A 19041-nucleotide genomic window follows, 5' to 3' on the forward strand; every position below is an offset into this window, starting at 1 on the left:
TTAGTGGGTAGTCAGTTAGTCGATGATTGAAGAGCACAGTTAAACTAGGTAACGAATGCGAGCTAGTACTTCCATCCATGCACTTCCGATCACATCCCAAAACGTCGCTTCAGGCACCACCATCACGCTCACTTTAGAGCCTGAGAACAATGAGTGATCAAGTGACGGCAGCGTTACTTGTGTACGCACTTTTTGTTGGTCTCGAATCCAGCGATCATCATTCACGACTTTCGCGAGGCCGCTGTTGTCGCTGCTCGCATCATAGATAGCCAGTTCACGACCTTGAATATTTCCCTCAAACACCTCACCAGGCATTGCATCAAACACCAAACGAACGGTTGTTCCCGCAGTCAGATTTGCACTGCCCTTTTCGTTGAAGTCTGCGTTAATCCAAGCATGCTGGCGATCAACCAAAAACAAAACGGGGCTGCCAGCGCCAACATAGGTTCCTGAGTTAAGGTTGAGATTGCTGATTACGCCATCAACAGGCGCGACGATTTTCGTTTTGTCCAAATCCAATTGCGCCAGTTCAACGCGAGTTCGAGCAACGGCCAAAGCACCGTTGTCGCTGCTTTTCGCAAGCTCAGCTTTTATCTGCTCAATATCGGCTTGCGCAGCTTCGACGGCTTGCTGTCTTACAATCGTGTCCGCTCGGCTATCGTCTAGCGTTTCTTGGCTAACAAGCTTTCTCGAAATCAATTGCTGGTTACGCTTCAATTTTCTCTCGGCATTCACAGCTTCGTGTTGGCGCTGACGTAACGTCGCTTCTGCACCATGCAAGTGCTGCTTGTTTGCTTCATAGCTTTGCTCTGCTTCAACCAAAGCCGCTTCAGCCTGAGTTAACGCCAATTCAAAACGAGTTGGATCTAAGCGAACTAGCACGTCCCCTTTTTTTACATCCTGACCATTCTTAACAGCCAACTCCACCACTGGCGCCGACACTTCTGCAGCAATACGGCTGGTTGGAATGTGCAATTGAGCTTGAGTTGTGAACGGCGCAAGGTTGTCACTTGCCACCAAGAAAAGAGCAAACAAGGCACTGGTGCCAAGTGTTAGATAGAGCATCCATTGATACGCTTTATTAGCCATAATGTTTCACCTACAACAAAATAATGCACTCATTGTATTGACTTTTGTTTCAGATGCAACATAAATCAAAGGTGCGGATCTTAAAGATCTTGCGAGAAGTACAGCAAGCTACTGTTTATGAAAGATATAAATAGAAATTTAGATAAGAAAAAGTCGTGTAATTAGTTTGGGAAGCAAGAGTTCCAGAAGTTATCTAATGCCTTTGCTCACAATGATATGCATTAACATTGATATTCTTTAACATTTGATTAACCATACTTATCCATTAAAACTATAAGGAAATAAAAATGAAGTGGATATTTGTTGTATTCGTCAGTGTTTTCTCAGTATTTACTTACGCAAAAGATTGGAAGCAAATCCGATTTACGGTGGAAGGAGCATACCCACCATTCAGCTGGACAACGCAAGATGGTGAATTAGAGGGGTTTGAAGTCGATTTAGCCAACGCCTTGTGTGTCGAATTAGAAGTAAAATGTATCATCTCAAAAACTGACTGGGACGGGATTATCCCTTCGCTTTTAAGCCGTAAAAACGATGCAATTATAGCGGCTATGACAATTACCGAAGAACGTGAAAAGAAAGTTAACTTCACGATGCCTTACGCTAAAGTTCCCACTCGTTTTGTCATGGAAAAAGGGCGTGAAATCAATATGGATGACGGCAGCTTAAATGAACTAACAATTGGAGTTCAGCGCGCTACCATTGGTGATAAATACCTTTCCGAGATCTACCCAAATGTAGATATCAAGCGTTATGGATCATTCGACGAAGCCTTTACCGATTTACTCAACGGGCGCCTAGATAGCGTGTTTGGTGGTTCAATGGGGCTCAACGCAGGCTTTCTTGAAACGGAGCAAGGTAAGGACTACCACTTTACGGGTCCTAAATTTACAGAAGAAAAATGGTTTGGGCGCGGTATTGGTGTAGCTGTTAGAAAACAAGATGACGAATTAAAAGATCTTATCGATAGCGGAATACAAAAGCTGATCGACAATGGCCAGCACCAAAAAATTGCGAGTAAATACTTTTCATACAGCATTTACGAATAGTTTGGTATGCAGTGTGGACTAAACTAATTGCGAACTGTTGTTCACTTTAGAAAGCTTCAGATAGCAAAAAGCCGCTCATAAAGAGCGGCTTTTTTAAGGGGTGGGAACCCAGCCACATCCCGGCACACAAGTCACTCGCTGCGGCTGCTCCCTTCCAGGCCTGACCGAGTTCACGAGCTATTGTTGCGGGAGGACCAGGCCCCCATAGATTCGTTTTCTATGAGGCTTGCCTCAAAGAGTGATTGGATTATTAAGCATCACAGCAACCATTGCAAGCCCTTCCACCCTATTTTTGAACAATTGCGGTCTAAGTGCTTATCCTTTATTCAAACCACTAGAAAATCGCAGGTAAATTCACCATTTACCTGTATTTGGAAGGTTTGGATTGCTGGAGTACTAGATATCGATGTCTTCGTTATCTTCTGTGCGAATGATGTAGTCTGTCATCCACGCGGTACCTAATAGACACAACCACACCACAAAGACTGGGCTTGGTACTTCGATGCTTGGAGTAATCACCAGAGCCGCAAAACCGACCGTTGGCAGTGTCCAACACAGTAGTTTATTCCAGCGGAAGGTTTTCAAGCGCGTCAGCGTTTCCATCGATGCCATGATGCCCGTTAAACACAAGGCAACTAAAGCGGCATAAGGTAAATCGGCTATCCATAACGGAAGTATTAAACCTAATGACCACCAGCTGTGTCGGCTGGCTGGCTTAAGGTGATTTGCCGCCCACCAAATCACGATGATTGATAAGGTTTGAAGTGTGGTAACCCACGGGACGCCTTCAAGCTTGCCTGCTGATTGCGTGACCATGATCCCGACCTGCAAAGTAGTCACAATTAAGCCGGAAATAATCACGACCGACAAACTACTGCGTCTTGAGAAGACCACCATCAATAGCGGGAACAGTACCCACGCACTGACAGACAGCGTGATGGGCTGCAAAGGAAGGGTTAGACCATAAGTGGTCATGGAAACAAGCAAAGCTAATCCTGCTATGCCCCCCTGCGGTAAAATCCATAAAGCAGGAATTACCATTGCAAGCACCGGGATATCTCCCTCACTTAAACTGATTGCTCTCGCGCAAACAACCGCTAATAATGTGGTGATCAAGAACTGAAACGTTGTAAATACCATAGCCCTCTCCTTCTACCGATCCGTGGTACCATACCAATCGTAGTAATTAACTGGTCACCCTAGCTTGTTAAAAAACTCGATAACCTCGTTAGATTTTTTGATTGGAGAATGACTACTTATCAAAAAAATCTGCCTTGCTCTCAAGCTTTTTCCCTGCGCTATTTTTGAACACTTATTTACTGTGATTGGTATTTATGAACTAGGAACATTTAGTATGGACCAATTTTTGAGCCAAATCTTTGCTGTGATTCACCAAATTCCATATGGGAAAGTAACAACTTATGGAGACATAGCACGTTTTTCAGGATTTCCGGGCTATGCGCGCCATGTTGGTAAAGCGCTGGGTAACCTGCCAGAAGGTAGCAAACTGCCTTGGTATCGAGTAATAAACAGCAAGGGTGAAATCTCTTTAAAGGGTGATTCGTTCGACCGACAAAAGCAGCATTTGGTTAAAGAAGGGATTGAGGTGAGTGACGCAGGAAAAGTTAAACTCAGAATATACAAATGGCAGCCCTAGAGCTGCCACTAATCGCTAATTCAACTGGCTAAGTTAAACCACTCAAGATGCCTTAACAGTGGCATCGATTTCTGATTAACGAACACCAACCAAACGTAGGTCTGCTTGCTGTGTATTTTCTACATCAGTAATTACTGACTTAATCGTGTCAGTAGTGAAACGCAGTTTGCCGTCAACATGAATCGATGCGCGCATGTTGTAACGGTGGTTAGCTTTAATTTTGTCGTTGTCGTAGCTTAACTCGAATGCGAACGGTACTTGCTTACCGTCTGTGGTGAACTCTTGAGTTGCGATAACCGTCGATGGTGCGTCAGCCAGTGAGATATCTTCTAGCGTAACGGTAACTACTGCATTCTCTGGCAATGCAATTCTTTCACGGTAGCTCACTGTTCCTGAAATCACTTGAGTGTTCTCTGCAACCACTTCTTGAGAAGCGTTCGTTTCTGATGTTGCTTGGCAACCAACAAGTAGGCCAAACGATACTAAAGACGTAATAAGAATTAGAGCCTTTTTCATATTCAATTTCTCTCAACATGTTTGCCGGACTCGGCAAATCTACTGACCAATTATAAGAGAGCTTTCATATTCTGTCTTGAAACCCTATGATTTATTGACAGATATCTGACTAAGCTAAATGATTAACACCATAATCTGACACCCATTTTACGAAGAGGAATGCTGGCGATGAGTCAACCTTTACAAGAATTACTAAGTTTACTTCAGCTAGAAAAACTGGAAGAAGGTTTATTCCGTGGGCAAAGTGAGAACCTAGGCCTACCACAGGTATACGGCGGTCAGGTATTGGGACAAGCGCTTTCTGCTGCTCGTTATACCGTTCAAGACGACCGTAGCGTTCACTCGTTCCACAGTTATTTTCTGTTTCCCGGCGATCCTGAAAAGCCAATTATTTACGATGTTGAGAACCTAAGAGATGGACGCAGCTTTAGCACGCGCCGTGTGAAAGCGATTCAAAATGGTCGCCCTATTTTCTATCTCACGGCTTCTTATCATGGCGATGCGCCAGGGTTTGAGCACCAGATTTCAATGCCTGATATTCCGGGACCAGAGAACTTTGCCTCAGAAACTGAATTAGCGAGCCACATTGCGGAATTCTTACCAGAGAAACTGCGCAAAACCTTCTGTGGCGAAAAGCCGATTGAGATGCGTCCGGTGACGGTAGTAAACCCACTGAAACCTAAGAAGACGGAAGCGAAACAGTATCTTTGGGTAAGATCAAATGGCGCGATGCCAGACAACCAATTGATTCACCAATACCTGCTTGCTTACGCATCGGACTGGGGATTCTTGGTTACGGCGCTTCACCCACATGAAGTCTCTATCATGACGCCAAATTTTCAAGTGGCGACGATTGACCATTCAATCTGGTTCCATCGCCCATTCAAGATGGATGAATGGCTGCTTTATGCGATTGAAAGCCCAACGGCAGCGAACACTCGCGGCCTAGTTAGAGGCGAGATCTTCAACCAGAAAGGTGAACTGGTAGCGACAGCAGTACAAGAAGGTGTGATGCGTTTTACTAAATAGCGCTCAAATAAATAGCGGATAAACGCTTCTTATAAGCCCCAAATACGCACAAACAAAAAGAGGCTAGGTTTATACCTAGCCTCTTTCTTTAATGACGCTTAAGAAAACCCGTCACGCAAAAATCAATAAAACCTACTCAACTTCTAACGTTGGGTCAAACTCGCCTTGAACTCGCGTTTTAATGCCATCACCTGCGTCTCGCAGTAGGTTAAATGGCGATAACACTACGCCTTTCACCGCGCCCTCTGCGGCTCCCTGAGCGAGCTCTTTACTCTTATCCGCTAACAAATTAGCTTGTGCCAAAATACCTGGGACTTCCGCTCGTAGCATTTCAGATTCAGTGACGATGACAGGAATAGTCTGTTCGCGGTAAGACTTACTTTCAGCGAGCATTGGTGGCATTACGTCTACGCGGTATCTCTTTAATTCCGTTAATGTTGGTGGAATAACATCGGTTCTTACCTGCTCGACTTCCGTTCGAACATTTTTGACTTCATCTAATATCGCAGGGATTTTGTTGTCGACCGAGGCCACGGTTTGATTCACATCATCGATCGTCTTTCTAACTTCTTCGACAGTGTTTAACACCTGAGGAGCAAGATCGCTGACATGTTCAGCAAGCGCTAAAAGCTCTTCTACTTTGAGCCCTTTGGTGAGGCCCGATATGTCTTCGATAACCTGCGGGTAAGTATCAACGATTTCACCGACTTTATTGGTCAATGAGTAAATGGTGTAACCCAAGTAAAAAATGGCGACCGCCAATACTAGCTGGATAGCGGTAGATACTTTTGCAAACATGAATAATCCTTTTCTTTATCGCAGAGGCGAGATCTAAACTGAGACGATAGTTAAACTCAGACGATTGTTAATGCGTAACTAGGCGTAGCTTAAAGCGGCAATGCTGTCGTGTACTTCAATGGTTCCATCGCAAACGTCGAGGTCACATTAGAAATACCATCAATGCTATTCACCAAGCGCTTATAGAAATCATCAAAGCACTTCATATCTTTAACCTGAACCTTCATCATATAATCATATTCGCCAGCCATGCGATAGAACTCCATCACTTCTGGAAATTCCGACACAGTATTCACAAAACGACCATACCACTCATGAGAATGATCACTGGTTTTCACTAATACGAACGCGGTAAAGGAAAGATCCAGTTTTTCCGGGTTCAGCAGTGCGACTCTTTTCTCAATAATACCGTTCTCTTCGAGGCGCTTAAGCCTTTTCCAACAAGGCGTTGTAGTGAGATTGACCGCTTCAGAAATATCGTTCAATGACAGGGTGCTGTCTTCTTGCAGTAACCCTAATATTTTTTTATCTACGGCATCTATCACACTTTCACCAAATCGCATTTAAAGAGAATAATTTTCTACAATTTAAGCAAAACAAAGCAAATATGGCAAAGTTTTTCTCTCCGATTATGGATAAATTAGAACCATACCAATTACAAAGAATTCCTACACTCGATCAGGAGAACGCTTATGTGCACTGACCATCAATGGATTAACAACGCGATTCGTAAAATTGAAGCGGACTACCAACGCTCAGCGGATACGCACCTTATCAAGCTCGATCTACCAAGTATCGAAGGCATTGATGTTTACCTTAAAGATGAAAGCACACACCCTACAGGCTCTTTAAAGCACCGTTTAGCGCGTTCTCTCTTCTTATACGCTATCTGTAACGGTTGGGTTGGCCCAGAAACAACAATCATTGAATCTTCATCGGGTAGCACTGCGGTATCTGAAGCGTACTTTGCTCGCCTACTTGGCCTGCCGTTTATTGCGGTAATGCCAAAATGCACAGCGAAGAAGAAGATTGAGCAGATTGAATTCTACGGCGGCCAAGCGCATCTTGTTGACCGCTCAGATGAAATTTACGATGAGTCTCGCCGTTTAGCAGAAGAGTTGAATGGTCACTACATGGATCAATTTACTTACGCTGAGCGCGCAACCGACTGGCGTGGTAACAACAACATCGCGAACTCGATTTTCAATCAAATGCAGATGGAAGATCACCCAGTTCCAGCTTGGGTAGTAATGAGCCCAGGTACTGGCGGTACTTCAGCGACGATTGGCCGTTTCATTCGCTACCAACAGCATGAAACCAAGCTTTGTGTTGTGGACCCTGAGAACTCTGTATTCCACGAATACTTCCAAACAGGCAATGCGAACGTGAAAGGTAGTACATTCAGCAAGATTGAAGGCATTGGTCGCCCACGAGCAGAACCAAGCTTCATTCCTGGTGTGGTTGACGAAATGCGTAAAATCCCAGACGCAGCAAGTATCGCAACGACACATTGGTTATCTGACATTCTTGGTCGTAAGGTTGGCGCATCAACCGGGACTAACATGTACGGTGTGCTTCAGTTGGCCAGTGAGATGAAAGCACGTGGCGAAACAGGTTCTATTGTGACTTTGCTATGTGACAGCGGTGAGCGTTACCTAGATACTTACTTCAATGACGAGTGGGTAAATCTGAATATCGGAGACCTACAACCTTATGCAGCGAAGCTAGAAGCTTTCTCGCAAACGGGTGAGTTGGCTTAAGTACATTAACTAACAAGTTTACAATAACAAAAAGGACGAAGTTAACTTCGTCCTTTTTCTTTATAACAAGCCCCTATTAAGACGCTTATTAATCGCTACTACTGTGTTATTTTTGTCACTACAGACAAAGATGCATTATCACTATAAGTATCTACAAACAAAAACCCTTCCAGTTTAACTTTGCCTTTTGTGTTAAACAGAGTTTCAAACGCATTATCAATATATTTATCTAATGAACAACATGACACTAGAAAGTTATCTGTTTGCACTAAAAAGCTACACCCCGGATAAGACATATCATCGACAGGTTGAATATTCTTTTTAGTAAGGCTACTTTTCACAATAAAACCAGTCACGCCAAATTGATTCATATTAATATCCTGAAAGCTTGATTATTAATCGTAAATATTTAGAAATAATAGGCGAACAATAAAGTTCACTTTAACAATGGATGATTATGAGCTCACTTCAAATGCTTCTGATAACGCCTCTACAGAGGTTTCAGAGACAAACTCACCATCAACAAAGTACTTAACGTTTGCACCTTCCTTCACGCCGGTTACGGTTGAAGAAGTGCCGTCAACATAAGTCACTTCCATCTCAATAGTATTTTCGTCAATGGTTCTTATGTGGCTGTCTTCAATGTTGTGGTACGTCAGAGGATCAATCGGTGCATCACGTAGTGAAGGATCAAGATCGCCATTAATATCAATCATTGTCTCGACTTTACTATCAAAGATATGCGGAGTGCCGTCGAAAGGGTTTGACCCCGTCCAGAACTCGATTGAGTTAACAACGAAGTAATCTGCCAATGTTGTAAAGCCATAAACGGGTACCAATAAGAAGTTAACACCGCCACGTGCATAGCGGTTATCAACAACCTTTATGTTGAATTCCATTAACTTTTTTGTCGTGAAATTGCTACCGACACAACCGCTAAGAATTGGGGCAAGTAACAGGATACCCGCAAGCTTGATCGAACTCTTTTTACTGAAGATTTTCATTTCATCTACCTACGACTTAGAAATAGTAACCGAATTCAATACCAACAGAGGTATCGTCAAATTCATACATAGTTACGGATGCATTCACATCAACATTGCCGTTAGTCCAACCCAGCGCATTTTCAAACACAGTGTCGACATCAGAATCCAAGAAGTAAGTAAAATCACCGCGGTAATACATGTTACCAAATGGCACCAAAACGCCCGCTTCTAGGTCAAAGCCGTCGCTCACATCACCAGTTGAATAGTTGGCACCCACGTTCCATGCACCAAAGCCAGCATCAGCGACGTAGTTACCACCGACGGTAAGATTGTCGTAGTCTCCAGAGATATTCCACTCACCATCAATAACAATGTTATTTGAAATATTGTATTGGCCAGATAGTGTAATGACATCTTCTCTATCATAATGGTCATTTAATTTATCATTACCAAAGTCAATATCAAGAGTATCGTAGCTTAAACCGATGCTAGCTTTATCATTAATACCGTAGGTAGCTTCAACGCCTATTATATTCACGTCATATCGTTCAAACTCTTGTGTATCGTATCCAGCTTTAATACTACTCTGAACATTTCTGATATCTTGATTGTGATAATTATTTTCAGCTTGTACCTCTTGTTCTACATTTTCTGAATTCGTTGTATCGTTCGCAGATACTACACTAGAAAAGAAATAACAAATAAAGAAGATAATGTTAAAAGTTGTGTTTTCATGATATTCCAATGGTTAAATTTCAATGCCAAATGGCAGTGTTAAAATTAGGCTATTAAATTAGCCGTTGTTTTTAGGTAATAAAAAGCCACACCATAATTTTAAAAACATGGCTTTTTATTAATGTGAATTAATTAGATGTTAATTATCGATATAAATCGTAAGGCGATAAATTATTTTTCTACCGCACCGCCGAGAGTTTTACCCAATCGAAAGTTAATGACCTTATGAGAAATTGCATTGTCCTGATAATGGATTTCAGACATGTCGACAATATTATTGTAAGCAACCGTCACTTGACCGTTTTCTTCAGTCACTAATACTTTTTGGCCAAAAGCATCCAATCCAATACTTGGGAAATCGGTCATTGCTTTTGCACCTGGCGCTGGCCCACCAAAAACGAGCAGGGTCGCATTAGGTAGTGACTCACCAATCGCTTCTGCTCTAGCCTTAAAGTCCCAGTTCATAAACCAAACCGTGTCACCTTGAGCAAGAACATCTCGTTTAATATTGTTCAGTGTCGTTTCAAAATCATACTCTGATACTAATGTTTCAATGCCGTAGTTCTTTGTTAAGCCTTCGCTCTGAACTGGAGCAATGTTATCTAGCCCATTAGTTAGCGATGCCGTTTTTTCTGCGTACTGCTCAAGGGCTTCGTTATCCATTATTCCGTGTCGCTTTTGAATAAACTGAGCATCGGTATAAATTACTTTTTGCTCACCATTTTCAACATAATTCAAAATACGAAATGGTAAATCGAGCCCTACTTGTAAACTGTCTTTGAGCAACTGGGTATTCAACTTATCGTCGGTATAAAAGTCCACTCGACTTGGCGCTAAATATTCATTTGCCTGTCCAGCTAATCGAGAATGGTCGATAGTTAATACTTTATCTAAACCTTTATCTTCAGCGTTTCGATCAACAATGAGCACACTCCCATCAACGGCATTTAGTTGAGATTGATGAGCGCTCTGATCAACGGTCGTTTCACAACCTAGAATGGGCAGAACAAACAAAGCAATTAAAGACAGTTTTTTCATAGATAACCTCTTTAGTGTTTGAAAATGATTGAAGACAAAACGAAACAATCAAATCTATTGAATATTATGTTCGGAAACAAAGTCTTCAAGGACCGAATGGGCGCGCTTTAGGTCACCATCATTCAAATGGACTAAGTACCCATACAGCGCTTTTTCATGCTCTACCATATAAGTCATTTCTTTTTCATAACCGGCTGGGCTGGATGCTTGAATATCCTTGAGCTGATGAACAAATCGCTCTGCGCTGCCCTCTAAATATCTCGCCCCTAAATATGGCATCACTTTCAAAGACAACGTCACTGTTTTAGCAAAGAACTTATCTTTACAATGAATAGTGCTATCAACGCCATGTTGTTTGCGGACAGGGTTCATCACAATGGTATTGTGTTGCTCCATTTTACTGAGCAAGTCCAAGCTGTTTGCTGTCATACTGCCTGGCGGGTTATGTTTGAGTTCAGAAAATACCTGTTTACCTAAGTTTCGAAATACCAACTCATACTTAAGTCCCTTCGCAAACTCTCTGTACTCAGCTTTCTCAATTCTCATCATCATATTTTCTCCACTCATAGCAACGAACGATGGCAAAGTTAACACCATTATCATGAGGAACTTGCCCCACTTTAGTTGGCTGTTATAGCAAATCATCAACAGGGGTCTCGCCTAGCCAGATATTCCTTAAAGCAACACTCTGTTTTGAAGATGCTTTAGCCTGATACACAACGTCATTGTTATATTGAATCTGCATCGTTTCCCCTCTGTAGATAATGGCAATCACATCGTCTTTAATCAGCGGCATGGATAGGCTATCCACTAGTTTTTGGATATTTGAGTCTTTCATATTGATGCCTGGGTTCGACTCTTCCAGCGCCTCAATAGTGGCTGTTGTGACTTTTTCTTGTGTTAACTTCTCAGGCGTAAACGTCAATAGAAGTGCGCTATCACCTTCTTTGCTTTTCAAGTGTCTAATATCGTAATAGTCGACAAACCATAATGTGCGAGTATTTTCTGCGACCATTCGATAATCATCGTATGCCCACGATTCAAATTGCGCATGCGAAGGCTCGTTTTTTAGCTCGTGACTGAACGCTTCCCCGGCCATCACAAGAGTCATCAACAAAAATGTTACTTTGTATCTCATTGGTATCTCTTCCTACATTCAGATTTAAACATCGCAGGTACTCGCTAATGCCGAGATCGGGCTAAGACGCTAGCTTCATCATGTCGAGAGAATCTAATCTCTCCACCTTTCTTGAGCTCGGAAATGTCAAATGAACCAAAATGCTGTTTGCAATATTCGATGCTTGAATTGGTCGGTATTTTTTCATTCTGCCGATCATCATCGGCTTAAGTACCTTAAGAGCACCTTGAAGTAACTTTTCGTCAGTTCTCTTCTCCTGTCGATCCCCCGCCAACGGGCCCGGATGTAGGAAAGTCGTTTTCTCAAAATCAAGTAATTCAACGTCATTTTCCATCTCCCCTTTGCAGCGAAGGTAATGCGAGCGAGCTTTACTATCAGCTCCAAGACATGACACGACGATTAAGTGTTTCACGCCAAGATCTTTCATGTTTGCTGCGGTCGACACGACTAGGTCAACATCAATTGCACGAAGTTTATCTTTGGTACCCGATTTTTTAATCGTGCTACCTAAAGCGATAATCCCAACGTTCGGAAGATCTGAATCTAAATGGATTGCAGGAACACTTAGATTACTGTCAATTATCTGCTTCAATTTCTGATGCTGCGTATTGAGTTCACGTCGAGACAGTGCGTAAACAGTACTGATATTCTGACTGCCTAATAAAGTACTCAGCGTTTCTCGTCCAACTAAGCCACTCGAACCAGCAATAATGATTGATCTATTCATATGAAATTCACCGTTTAAAGTTATGTCGTCTCGACGTTGTATACATAATAAACACAACAAACCGACCGGTCTAGTTAGAATATTGTCAACTTTGTCAGAATTAGACTGATCGGTTTACATATTCGAAGATGAAACGCATTGGGCTCTGGAATATAGATCTGATTAGTGAGGGGTTAAAACGCGTACGCTCGACAAGTTTTGGGGAGACCGTTACTGATACTCCAAGAACCGGTAAGAGCCGATTTAAGTATCAGTATAGATATCGATGACTTGGTCATTAAATGAGTCGTTGAAGTGTTTGGTACTTAAAACCGAGCGAGAGCTCAATGAGGATATCTAAGGGGACAAGCTTTCAAATCGCCAATGGCGACGAAACAACATGAACACTTTACGTGTTAGGAGTTAGTCTCCGTTTCGCGCACTGCAAGTTGTGTAAATTAATCTATTTATTGCTGAATATTCTCAAGAACAGACTCGGGAATAATGTTCTCTATCGCCACATACTGACCAACATCTAGGAACGCAAAACAGCTATAAGCCAAGCTACTCCAGCCTAAAATAGACAATATCAGCATGCCAAATGTTTTCACGCCACTTTGATTCAATCGTTTCGAAACAAAGGTATAACTCGGAATTCCGACTAAGACAGGAGCCAAAATAGCCATCGAAAGTTGACCGTATTGATTCCATTTTTTCATGAATTTTCTGAGTTTTGGTTTAAAGACAGCGCCTTTTTGTTTCTTAAATAAAGTTGAATAGACGGGAGCAATTTTCCAACCTGCATACGCAGCAATCATCGCTGGGATTAAATTAAACAACAGCATTTCTGGGTAGGAGTAAGATAGAAACGCGGCAATGGCAGGACCTGAATAGGTTTTCCAAAGGCTTAACAGCGCCATCGATAAACCAATAGCCAAGTATGTTTCAAATGCTAATGTCATGCTTTGATCTCCTCTCTCCGGTTTTCTGCTTCAATGGTCTGATTGTCTAATTTGAAGTGTTGAATGAATAATACACAACACAGACCGACCGGTCTAGTTGTAATTTTATTATCCTATAAGGACCTAGAAATCTGAGGGGTACATACTCAAACCAGTGAATGAGTATTGGCGTCAATCTCGCAGCCGTGTAGACTCTAATTAAGGATAATCATTAACTTGAAAAGGAAAGAGTTTTGGCTGAATTCAAATACAAGCAACTAACTCAAGAAGAACAAGACAAGCTAGATGCCGCTTCATTTCGTCGCCTATTATCTCATCTAGACAACAATAAAGACGTGCAAAACATCGACCTAATGATCTTGGCTGGCTTTTGCCGAAATTGCTTTAGCAAATGGTATGCAGCAGAAGCTGAATTGATGGGAGTCGATTTAGATTTAGACGATGCACGTGAACGTGTTTATGGTATGACTTACGATGAATGGAAAGCTAACCATCAACCGAAAGCGACGCCTGAACAATTGGCCGCGTTTGAAGCTCGCCAAGCGAAAAAGAGTTAAGAAATTGAACACCAAATAAGAGTTCGTATCCTGAGCGAAGTTTTATTTTCGATTGAACGCATTCCTACTTTCAATCATCAATATTTAGCAAACAAAAAGCCCAGTAACTGCCTCCAATAGTTGGACACCAGTTACTGGGCTTTCTTTATCAAGCTTTAAACTTAAGGGCTATAACAACTTTCTAGAGTCTAGCCCTTGGTTTTACCAACTAACCGTGAGAGGTTCTTCCCACGTTGTCATGGCTAAGCTCTTTATTAAGCTCCGCTTCCACGTGACCCGGAGAGCGTGTTGAGCCAGAAATCAGTCGGTACATCGCAGGGATAACGAACAGAGTGACCAGTGTCGCAAAGCCCATACCGAAGAAGATAACCGTACCCACAGCCACTCGGCTTTCATAGCCTGCGCCCGTTGAAGTAATCAATGGGATTGCACCGGCTAGTGTCGTGAATGCCGTCATCATGATTGGACGTAAGCGTCGAGCCGAAGCATCAATGATCGCCTTTTCAAACTCGATACCACGGTCACGAAGTTGGTTAGCAAACTCAACGATCAAGATACCGTTTTTGGTTACCATACCGATCAACATGATCATACCAATCTGGCTGTAGACGTTGAGCCCTTGACTCATCAGCACCAAGCCTAAGAAGCCACCAAAGATACCCATAGGTACGGTGAACATCACCACCAGCGGGTTAATGAAGCTTTCAAACTGCGCGGCCAGTACCAAGTATGCGACCAGCATCGCTAGCGCAAATACCACTAGGATACTTGATTGGTTCTCTTTGAAGTCTTTTGACTCGCCAGAGTAGCTCACTGAAATATCACCGGGTAGCTGTTCAATCGCTTGTTCATCAAGGAAATCGAGCGCGTCACCTAGCGTGTAACCTTCCATTAGGTTCGCCTTGATGGTCACCGATTTCTGCTTGTTGTAGTGCGACAAACGAATCGATGAAGCCACTTCTTCAATGTGCGTCAGCGTATCGAGTGTAACCAGCTCACCAGACTGGGTTCGCATGTAGATTTGGCTTAGGTCGTTCGCGTTGTTGAAGCTGTTTTCATCACCACGCAGGTACACGTCGTACTCTTCACCACGGTCAACGAAGGTCGTTTCACTGCGACCGCCAAGCATGATTTCTAACGTATCTGAGATGTCTGAAACGCTAACACCTAGCTCTGCTGCACGCTGCTTATCTACGGTTACCAATAGCTCTGGTGTCTTCTCAGAGTAATCGATGTCCGCGCCTTCCATCATTGGAGAGTCTTCAGCGGCTTGCTTTAAGATCTCTGCCCACTTCTGCAGTTCAGAGTAATCAGAACCGCCAAGTACGAATTGAACAGGCTCACTTGAACCACCTTTGAAGCCCGGCATGAACGGGAATACACGCACATCTGGAATGCCGTTCAACGATTTACGAACTTCGTTCAACGCTTCTTGTGCGGTAACGTCACGCTCATCCCAATCTTCTAGGATCATGATTACGAAGCCCGTTTGGTCGCCCGCATTACCACCAAACGCTGGTGATTGAATACTGAATGACTTCAAGAAGCCTTGACCAAGCAAGGGCATTAAGCGCTCTTCAACGATGTCCATGTTGGCAGACATACGGTTGTAACTGGTTGCATCGGCACCACGAACAAACGCAAAGATAACACCACGGTCTTCTTGTGGCGTCAGTTGCGACGGCACTTGTTGCATCAAGCCATAACTACCGCCCATACACGCGATAATGATGATTGGAGCCGCCCAACGCCAGTTTAGAGCACGGCGCAATACCGATCGGTATCCAGATTCAAGTTTGCCAAATACGCGCTCGACAAACAAATTGAAACGGTTTGGTTTAACGTTCGCTTTTAGGATTTTACTGCTTAACACTGGCGTTAACGTTAATGCGACTAACGACGAGAAGATCACCGACATAGCAAGCAATACAGAGAACTCGGTAAACAACAGACCAACCATGCCGTCCATGAACGAGATTGGCAGGAATACCATTACCAATACAAGCGTTGTTGCGATTACCGCGAAGCCTACTTCACGAGTACCTTTATAGGCAGCAAGCAGCGGTGACTCACCACGTTCAATATGGTGGAAAATGTTCTCAACCACCACGATCGCATCATCGACCACCAAACCAATCGACAGGATAAGTGCCATCAAGGTAATCAGGTTAATAGAGAAACCGAAGTAGTACGCGGCAATAAACGACGAGATCAGAGATACAGGTACGGTTACCGCTGGAATAAGTGTTGCACGTGCTTGACCAATAAAGATGTAAAGCACAAGGATAACCAAGCCACCCGTGATAAAGAGTGTGCTGTATACCTCTGAGATTGAGCGGTCGATAAAGACTGTTGAGTCATAATCGACAGCTAAACGAGTACCATCTGGCAAGAACTTTTGAATTGCTTCGACTTCTTTATGAACTAAGTCAGCCACCTCAAGTGGGTTCGCATCTGACTGAGGCACAATACCCATACTTACGTTAACAACGCCGTCACTCTTAAAGGTCGAGTTCTCGTTTTCTGCGCCAATGTAAACATCCGCTACGTCTTTCAAGTAGATAGGTGTGTTATCAGAGGCACGTTTAACGACTAGGTATTCGAAGTCTTCCGCTTCAGTGTAAGAACGAGCAGTACGAACCGACATCACAATCGCATCGTTACGTACTTCACCACCAGGGCTTTCAATGTTCTCACTGTTCAACGCAGATGTGATGTCCGAGGTAGTCACGCCACGACCCGCCATCTGCGCAGGTTTCAGCTTGACGTACATTACTTTGTACAAGCCACCTGAGATATCCACTGAGCTCACGCCAGAAATCAAACTAAAGCGGTCAATCAACACACGTTCGGTGTAGTCGGTTAACTGCGTTCGGTCCATCTCTGTAGAACTTAAGTTGATGTAAACCGAAGCTTCACCACTACCATTGTTCTTGTAAACAATAGGGTCGTCGGCTTCATCTGGCAATGAACGCTGCGCTCGAGCTACCGCATCACGAACATCACTCACACCGGTATTGAGGTCGTAACCGAGCTCAAAAGTAATCGTGATACGCGACATACCGTTACGCGTTGTGGATTCGATCTCATCGATACCACTGATGCCGGATAACTGGTCTTCAAGATTGGAGGTTATTTGGCTTTCAATGATGGTGGCAGACGCACCCTCATAACGAGTACTGATCGATACTACCGGGCTTTCAATATCTGGCATCTCACGAACCGCGAGCTTATTGAAAGAGACAATACCAAACACAACCAATAGTAGGCTCAATACGACGGCCGCTACTGGTCTCTTTACAGAAACATCAGATAACAACATTAGTTAGCGCCTTCTTGTGCTTTTTTATCACTTGCTGCATCAGCTGGGCGATTAACGGCAAGCTCTTGAACCAAGACGCCGTCACGCATGTTCACGATACCTTGCACCACGATCTTCTGGCCAATTTCGATGCCTTTGTCGATCACGACTTCGTTATCAATACGAGCCCCAAGGAAAACTTCAGTGCGAGTTGCTTTATTATCTTCGTCGATAACATAAACGAAACGCTTCGTACCTGAATACTCAAGCGCTTGAACTGGAATGATTGGCGCTTCCACTGGTGGGAAGTCCATATCCGCTGCCACCAACATGCCTGGCTTTAGATAATCATTATTGTTATCGAAGTGGATTCGAACTCGAAGGTTCAAGGTTTCAGCGTTAATACGAGAATCAATGCCTACTACAGTACCAGTGAACTGAGTGTCGCCCCATGCGCTGGTGCGAGCCGTTACTTTCATACCTTTAGACAGTTTAGAAAGGTAGCGCTCCGGGATCTGCAAATCTAATTGCATTACCGATAGGTCGTCTAGGGTCACGAGTTCAGTACCGGCTGTAACCATTTTACCGCGGCTAAAGTCGATAAAACCAACAGTGCCCGAGAATGGCGCGCTGATGTGAAGATCTTTCAGATTGGCATTTGCAGCAGCTAAACGAGCATTGGCGATCTCTACGTTCGTTTTCTGAGCATCAATTTCAGTTTGCGTGATCGCGTTACGTTTCACTAGGCGTTGAAATTCCGCTAGCTTACGTTGCTCGTCTTTTAGATAAGCTTGCGCTTCTGCAACCGCCGCTTTCGCTTTGTCGTCATCAAGCTGAACCAACATCTGCCCTTTAGTGACATCTTGATTGGCTTTAATGTTGATAGAGTCCACTCTGCCAGCCACTTCAGAAGTGATCATTACTGATTGCTCGGCTTCTAACTTACCGACCAACGAAAGAGATTGGCTAACTTGGTGAATATCAACCTGCTCAGTAACAACAGTGACAGTGCTAGGGCCCATACGCTTAGCAAGTACGGCTGGAGACGCCATAAGAATAGACAAGCTAAGCAGGGTTAAAACAGATTTATGCTTCATAATAATGGTCTGCAAGTAAGATTTATTATCTATAAATGAAATTAACCGTATTCTATCAACTAATGAATACTGTAACGTCAAGAAGTGTAAATCTAGATTAAATTCCATTTACGTTTCATCACGCTTTAGACACATTGAACACAATACAGAAAGCCAATCACCTCAAGGTGTTACCCCTCAGTATGTAAACCTTAGTACAGATGTTCACTTCACGAGCAATATGCGTACTTTTCGCCATCTTTGCCCAAAAAGGCAGCATTTAACACAAAACCATAAGAAAAACCCTTTACACGTTTAGCGTGTTTGCTATGATGCGCTCCGCACTTGAGAGATGCGTTGGGAAAAACATCTCTTTAGCCTATCCATTATGAGTTAGGAAAAAACACCCTGGAGGGGTTCCCGAGTGGCCAAAGGGAGCAGACTGTAAATCTGCCGGCTCCGCCTTCGATGGTTCGAATCCGTCTCCCTCCACCATATTCTTCTTGCCTCTTTTAAGAGTTAAGAGAACAACCTAGTTGATGGGCTTATGGGAAACATCAATTTAGGCTTACTTTGTGAAGAGTAAGATACACCCTGGAGGGGTTCCCGAGTGGCCAAAGGGAGCAGACTGTAAATCTGCCGGC

The 19041-nt window shown here is 43.4% G+C and carries 20 protein-coding genes, 1 tRNA gene and 1 other RNA gene; 6 read left to right on the forward strand and 16 right to left on the reverse strand.

Features of this window, described 5'->3' with window-relative positions; translation table 11 throughout:
- Positions 1-39: 39 nt before the first annotated feature.
- A complete protein-coding gene (locus AB6E85_RS03050; protein ID WP_372077123.1) occupies positions 40-1089 on the reverse strand; it encodes an HlyD family secretion protein in 1050 nt (349 codons plus the stop codon).
- A 287-nt stretch (positions 1090-1376) separates the two neighbouring features.
- Between AB6E85_RS03050 and AB6E85_RS03055 the strand changes: the two genes are divergently transcribed.
- A complete protein-coding gene (locus AB6E85_RS03055; protein WP_372141398.1) occupies positions 1377-2138 on the forward strand; it encodes a transporter substrate-binding domain-containing protein in 762 nt (253 codons plus the stop codon).
- Between the two features lie 103 nt (positions 2139-2241).
- On the opposite strand, the gene ffs is transcribed toward AB6E85_RS03055, so the two are convergent.
- Both ffs and AB6E85_RS03065 read right to left on the reverse strand, forming a co-directional pair.
- An RNA gene (gene ffs / locus AB6E85_RS03060) (signal recognition particle sRNA small type) lies at positions 2242-2338 on the reverse strand.
- A gap of 196 nt (positions 2339-2534) precedes the next feature.
- Entirely contained in the window at positions 2535-3278 is a 744-nt protein-coding gene (locus AB6E85_RS03065; RefSeq protein ID WP_017098799.1) for a hypothetical protein, read from the reverse strand.
- A gap of 214 nt (positions 3279-3492) precedes the next feature.
- On the opposite strand from AB6E85_RS03065, the gene AB6E85_RS03070 reads away from it, so the two are divergent.
- On the forward strand, positions 3493-3795 hold the full coding sequence (locus AB6E85_RS03070) for an MGMT family protein (RefSeq protein WP_050622134.1): 303 nt from the start codon (positions 3493-3495) through the stop codon (positions 3793-3795).
- 75 nt (positions 3796-3870) lie between these two features.
- Here AB6E85_RS03070 and AB6E85_RS03075 read toward each other — a convergent pair whose 3' ends face one another.
- On the reverse strand, positions 3871-4311 hold the full coding sequence (locus AB6E85_RS03075; RefSeq protein ID WP_048609270.1) for a YbaY family lipoprotein: 441 nt from the start codon (positions 4309-4311) through the stop codon (positions 3871-3873).
- A gap of 168 nt (positions 4312-4479) precedes the next feature.
- Here AB6E85_RS03075 and tesB point away from each other — a divergent pair, with 168 nt between their 5' ends.
- A complete protein-coding gene (tesB, locus tag AB6E85_RS03080; protein ID WP_372141400.1) occupies positions 4480-5340 on the forward strand; it encodes an acyl-CoA thioesterase II in 861 nt (286 codons plus the stop codon).
- A gap of 132 nt (positions 5341-5472) precedes the next feature.
- Here tesB and AB6E85_RS03085 read toward each other — a convergent pair whose 3' ends face one another.
- Together AB6E85_RS03085 and AB6E85_RS03090 are read right to left on the reverse strand one after the other, a co-directional pair.
- A complete protein-coding gene (locus tag AB6E85_RS03085) occupies positions 5473-6138 on the reverse strand; it encodes a hypothetical protein (RefSeq protein ID WP_372141402.1) in 666 nt (221 codons plus the stop codon).
- 89 nt (positions 6139-6227) lie between these two features.
- Positions 6228-6701: an Lrp/AsnC family transcriptional regulator gene (locus AB6E85_RS03090; RefSeq protein ID WP_017062025.1), complete on the reverse strand. Its 474-nt coding sequence runs from the start codon at positions 6699-6701 to the stop codon at positions 6228-6230.
- A 129-nt stretch (positions 6702-6830) separates the two neighbouring features.
- Here AB6E85_RS03090 and AB6E85_RS03095 point away from each other — a divergent pair, with 129 nt between their 5' ends.
- The gene (locus tag AB6E85_RS03095) at positions 6831-7898 is read left to right on the forward strand and encodes a PLP-dependent cysteine synthase family protein (RefSeq protein WP_019820402.1); all 1068 of its coding nucleotides are present in this window, start codon (positions 6831-6833) and stop codon (positions 7896-7898) included.
- A gap of 98 nt (positions 7899-7996) precedes the next feature.
- Here AB6E85_RS03095 and AB6E85_RS03100 read toward each other — a convergent pair whose 3' ends face one another.
- From AB6E85_RS03100 to AB6E85_RS03135, 8 genes are all read right to left on the reverse strand, one after another.
- The gene (locus AB6E85_RS03100; RefSeq protein ID WP_048616802.1) at positions 7997-8269 is read right to left on the reverse strand and encodes a hypothetical protein; all 273 of its coding nucleotides are present in this window, start codon (positions 8267-8269) and stop codon (positions 7997-7999) included.
- A gap of 84 nt (positions 8270-8353) precedes the next feature.
- On the reverse strand, positions 8354-8902 hold the full coding sequence (locus AB6E85_RS03105) for a DUF3332 family protein (RefSeq protein WP_050644638.1): 549 nt from the start codon (positions 8900-8902) through the stop codon (positions 8354-8356).
- A gap of 16 nt (positions 8903-8918) precedes the next feature.
- Positions 8919-9422, reverse strand: a complete 504-nt coding sequence (locus AB6E85_RS03110) for a hypothetical protein (RefSeq protein ID WP_372141404.1) — start codon at positions 9420-9422, stop codon at positions 8919-8921.
- Between the two features lie 368 nt (positions 9423-9790).
- Positions 9791-10657 carry a DUF302 domain-containing protein gene (locus AB6E85_RS03115; RefSeq protein WP_372141406.1) on the reverse strand — a complete coding sequence of 289 codons (867 nt, stop codon included), beginning with the start codon at positions 10655-10657 and terminating at the stop codon, positions 9791-9793.
- A 54-nt stretch (positions 10658-10711) separates the two neighbouring features.
- A complete protein-coding gene (locus AB6E85_RS03120) occupies positions 10712-11209 on the reverse strand; it encodes a hypothetical protein (RefSeq protein WP_372141407.1) in 498 nt (165 codons plus the stop codon).
- 79 nt (positions 11210-11288) lie between these two features.
- The gene (locus AB6E85_RS03125; RefSeq protein ID WP_372141409.1) at positions 11289-11795 is read right to left on the reverse strand and encodes a chalcone isomerase family protein; all 507 of its coding nucleotides are present in this window, start codon (positions 11793-11795) and stop codon (positions 11289-11291) included.
- 61 nt (positions 11796-11856) lie between these two features.
- Positions 11857-12522 carry a nucleoside-diphosphate sugar epimerase gene (locus AB6E85_RS03130; RefSeq protein WP_372141410.1) on the reverse strand — a complete coding sequence of 222 codons (666 nt, stop codon included), beginning with the start codon at positions 12520-12522 and terminating at the stop codon, positions 11857-11859.
- Between the two features lie 446 nt (positions 12523-12968).
- Positions 12969-13463 (reverse strand): hypothetical protein, encoded by a 495-nt coding sequence (locus AB6E85_RS03135; RefSeq protein ID WP_372141412.1) that lies wholly within the window; start codon positions 13461-13463, stop codon positions 12969-12971.
- A 233-nt stretch (positions 13464-13696) separates the two neighbouring features.
- On the opposite strand from AB6E85_RS03135, the gene AB6E85_RS03140 reads away from it, so the two are divergent.
- Positions 13697-14020: a DUF1244 domain-containing protein gene (locus AB6E85_RS03140; protein WP_017094028.1), complete on the forward strand. Its 324-nt coding sequence runs from the start codon at positions 13697-13699 to the stop codon at positions 14018-14020.
- A 208-nt stretch (positions 14021-14228) separates the two neighbouring features.
- On the opposite strand, the gene vexH is transcribed toward AB6E85_RS03140, so the two are convergent.
- On the reverse strand, positions 14229-17342 hold the full coding sequence (gene vexH, locus AB6E85_RS03145; RefSeq protein WP_372077057.1) for a vibriobactin export RND transporter permease subunit VexH: 3114 nt from the start codon (positions 17340-17342) through the stop codon (positions 14229-14231).
- A complete protein-coding gene (locus tag AB6E85_RS03150) occupies positions 17342-18418 on the reverse strand; it encodes an efflux RND transporter periplasmic adaptor subunit (protein WP_050644646.1) in 1077 nt (358 codons plus the stop codon). The genes vexH and AB6E85_RS03150 overlap by 1 nt, the downstream gene beginning before the upstream one ends.
- 389 nt (positions 18419-18807) lie before the next feature.
- Here AB6E85_RS03150 and AB6E85_RS03155 point away from each other — a divergent pair.
- Positions 18808-18892: transfer RNA gene (locus AB6E85_RS03155), tRNA-Tyr, on the forward strand.
- The last annotated feature ends 149 nt before the right edge of the window (positions 18893-19041 follow it).

Source organism: Vibrio sp. 10N.247.311.51 (genome assembly GCF_041467855.1).
Lineage (GTDB): Bacteria > Pseudomonadota > Gammaproteobacteria > Enterobacterales > Vibrionaceae > Vibrio > Vibrio coralliirubri.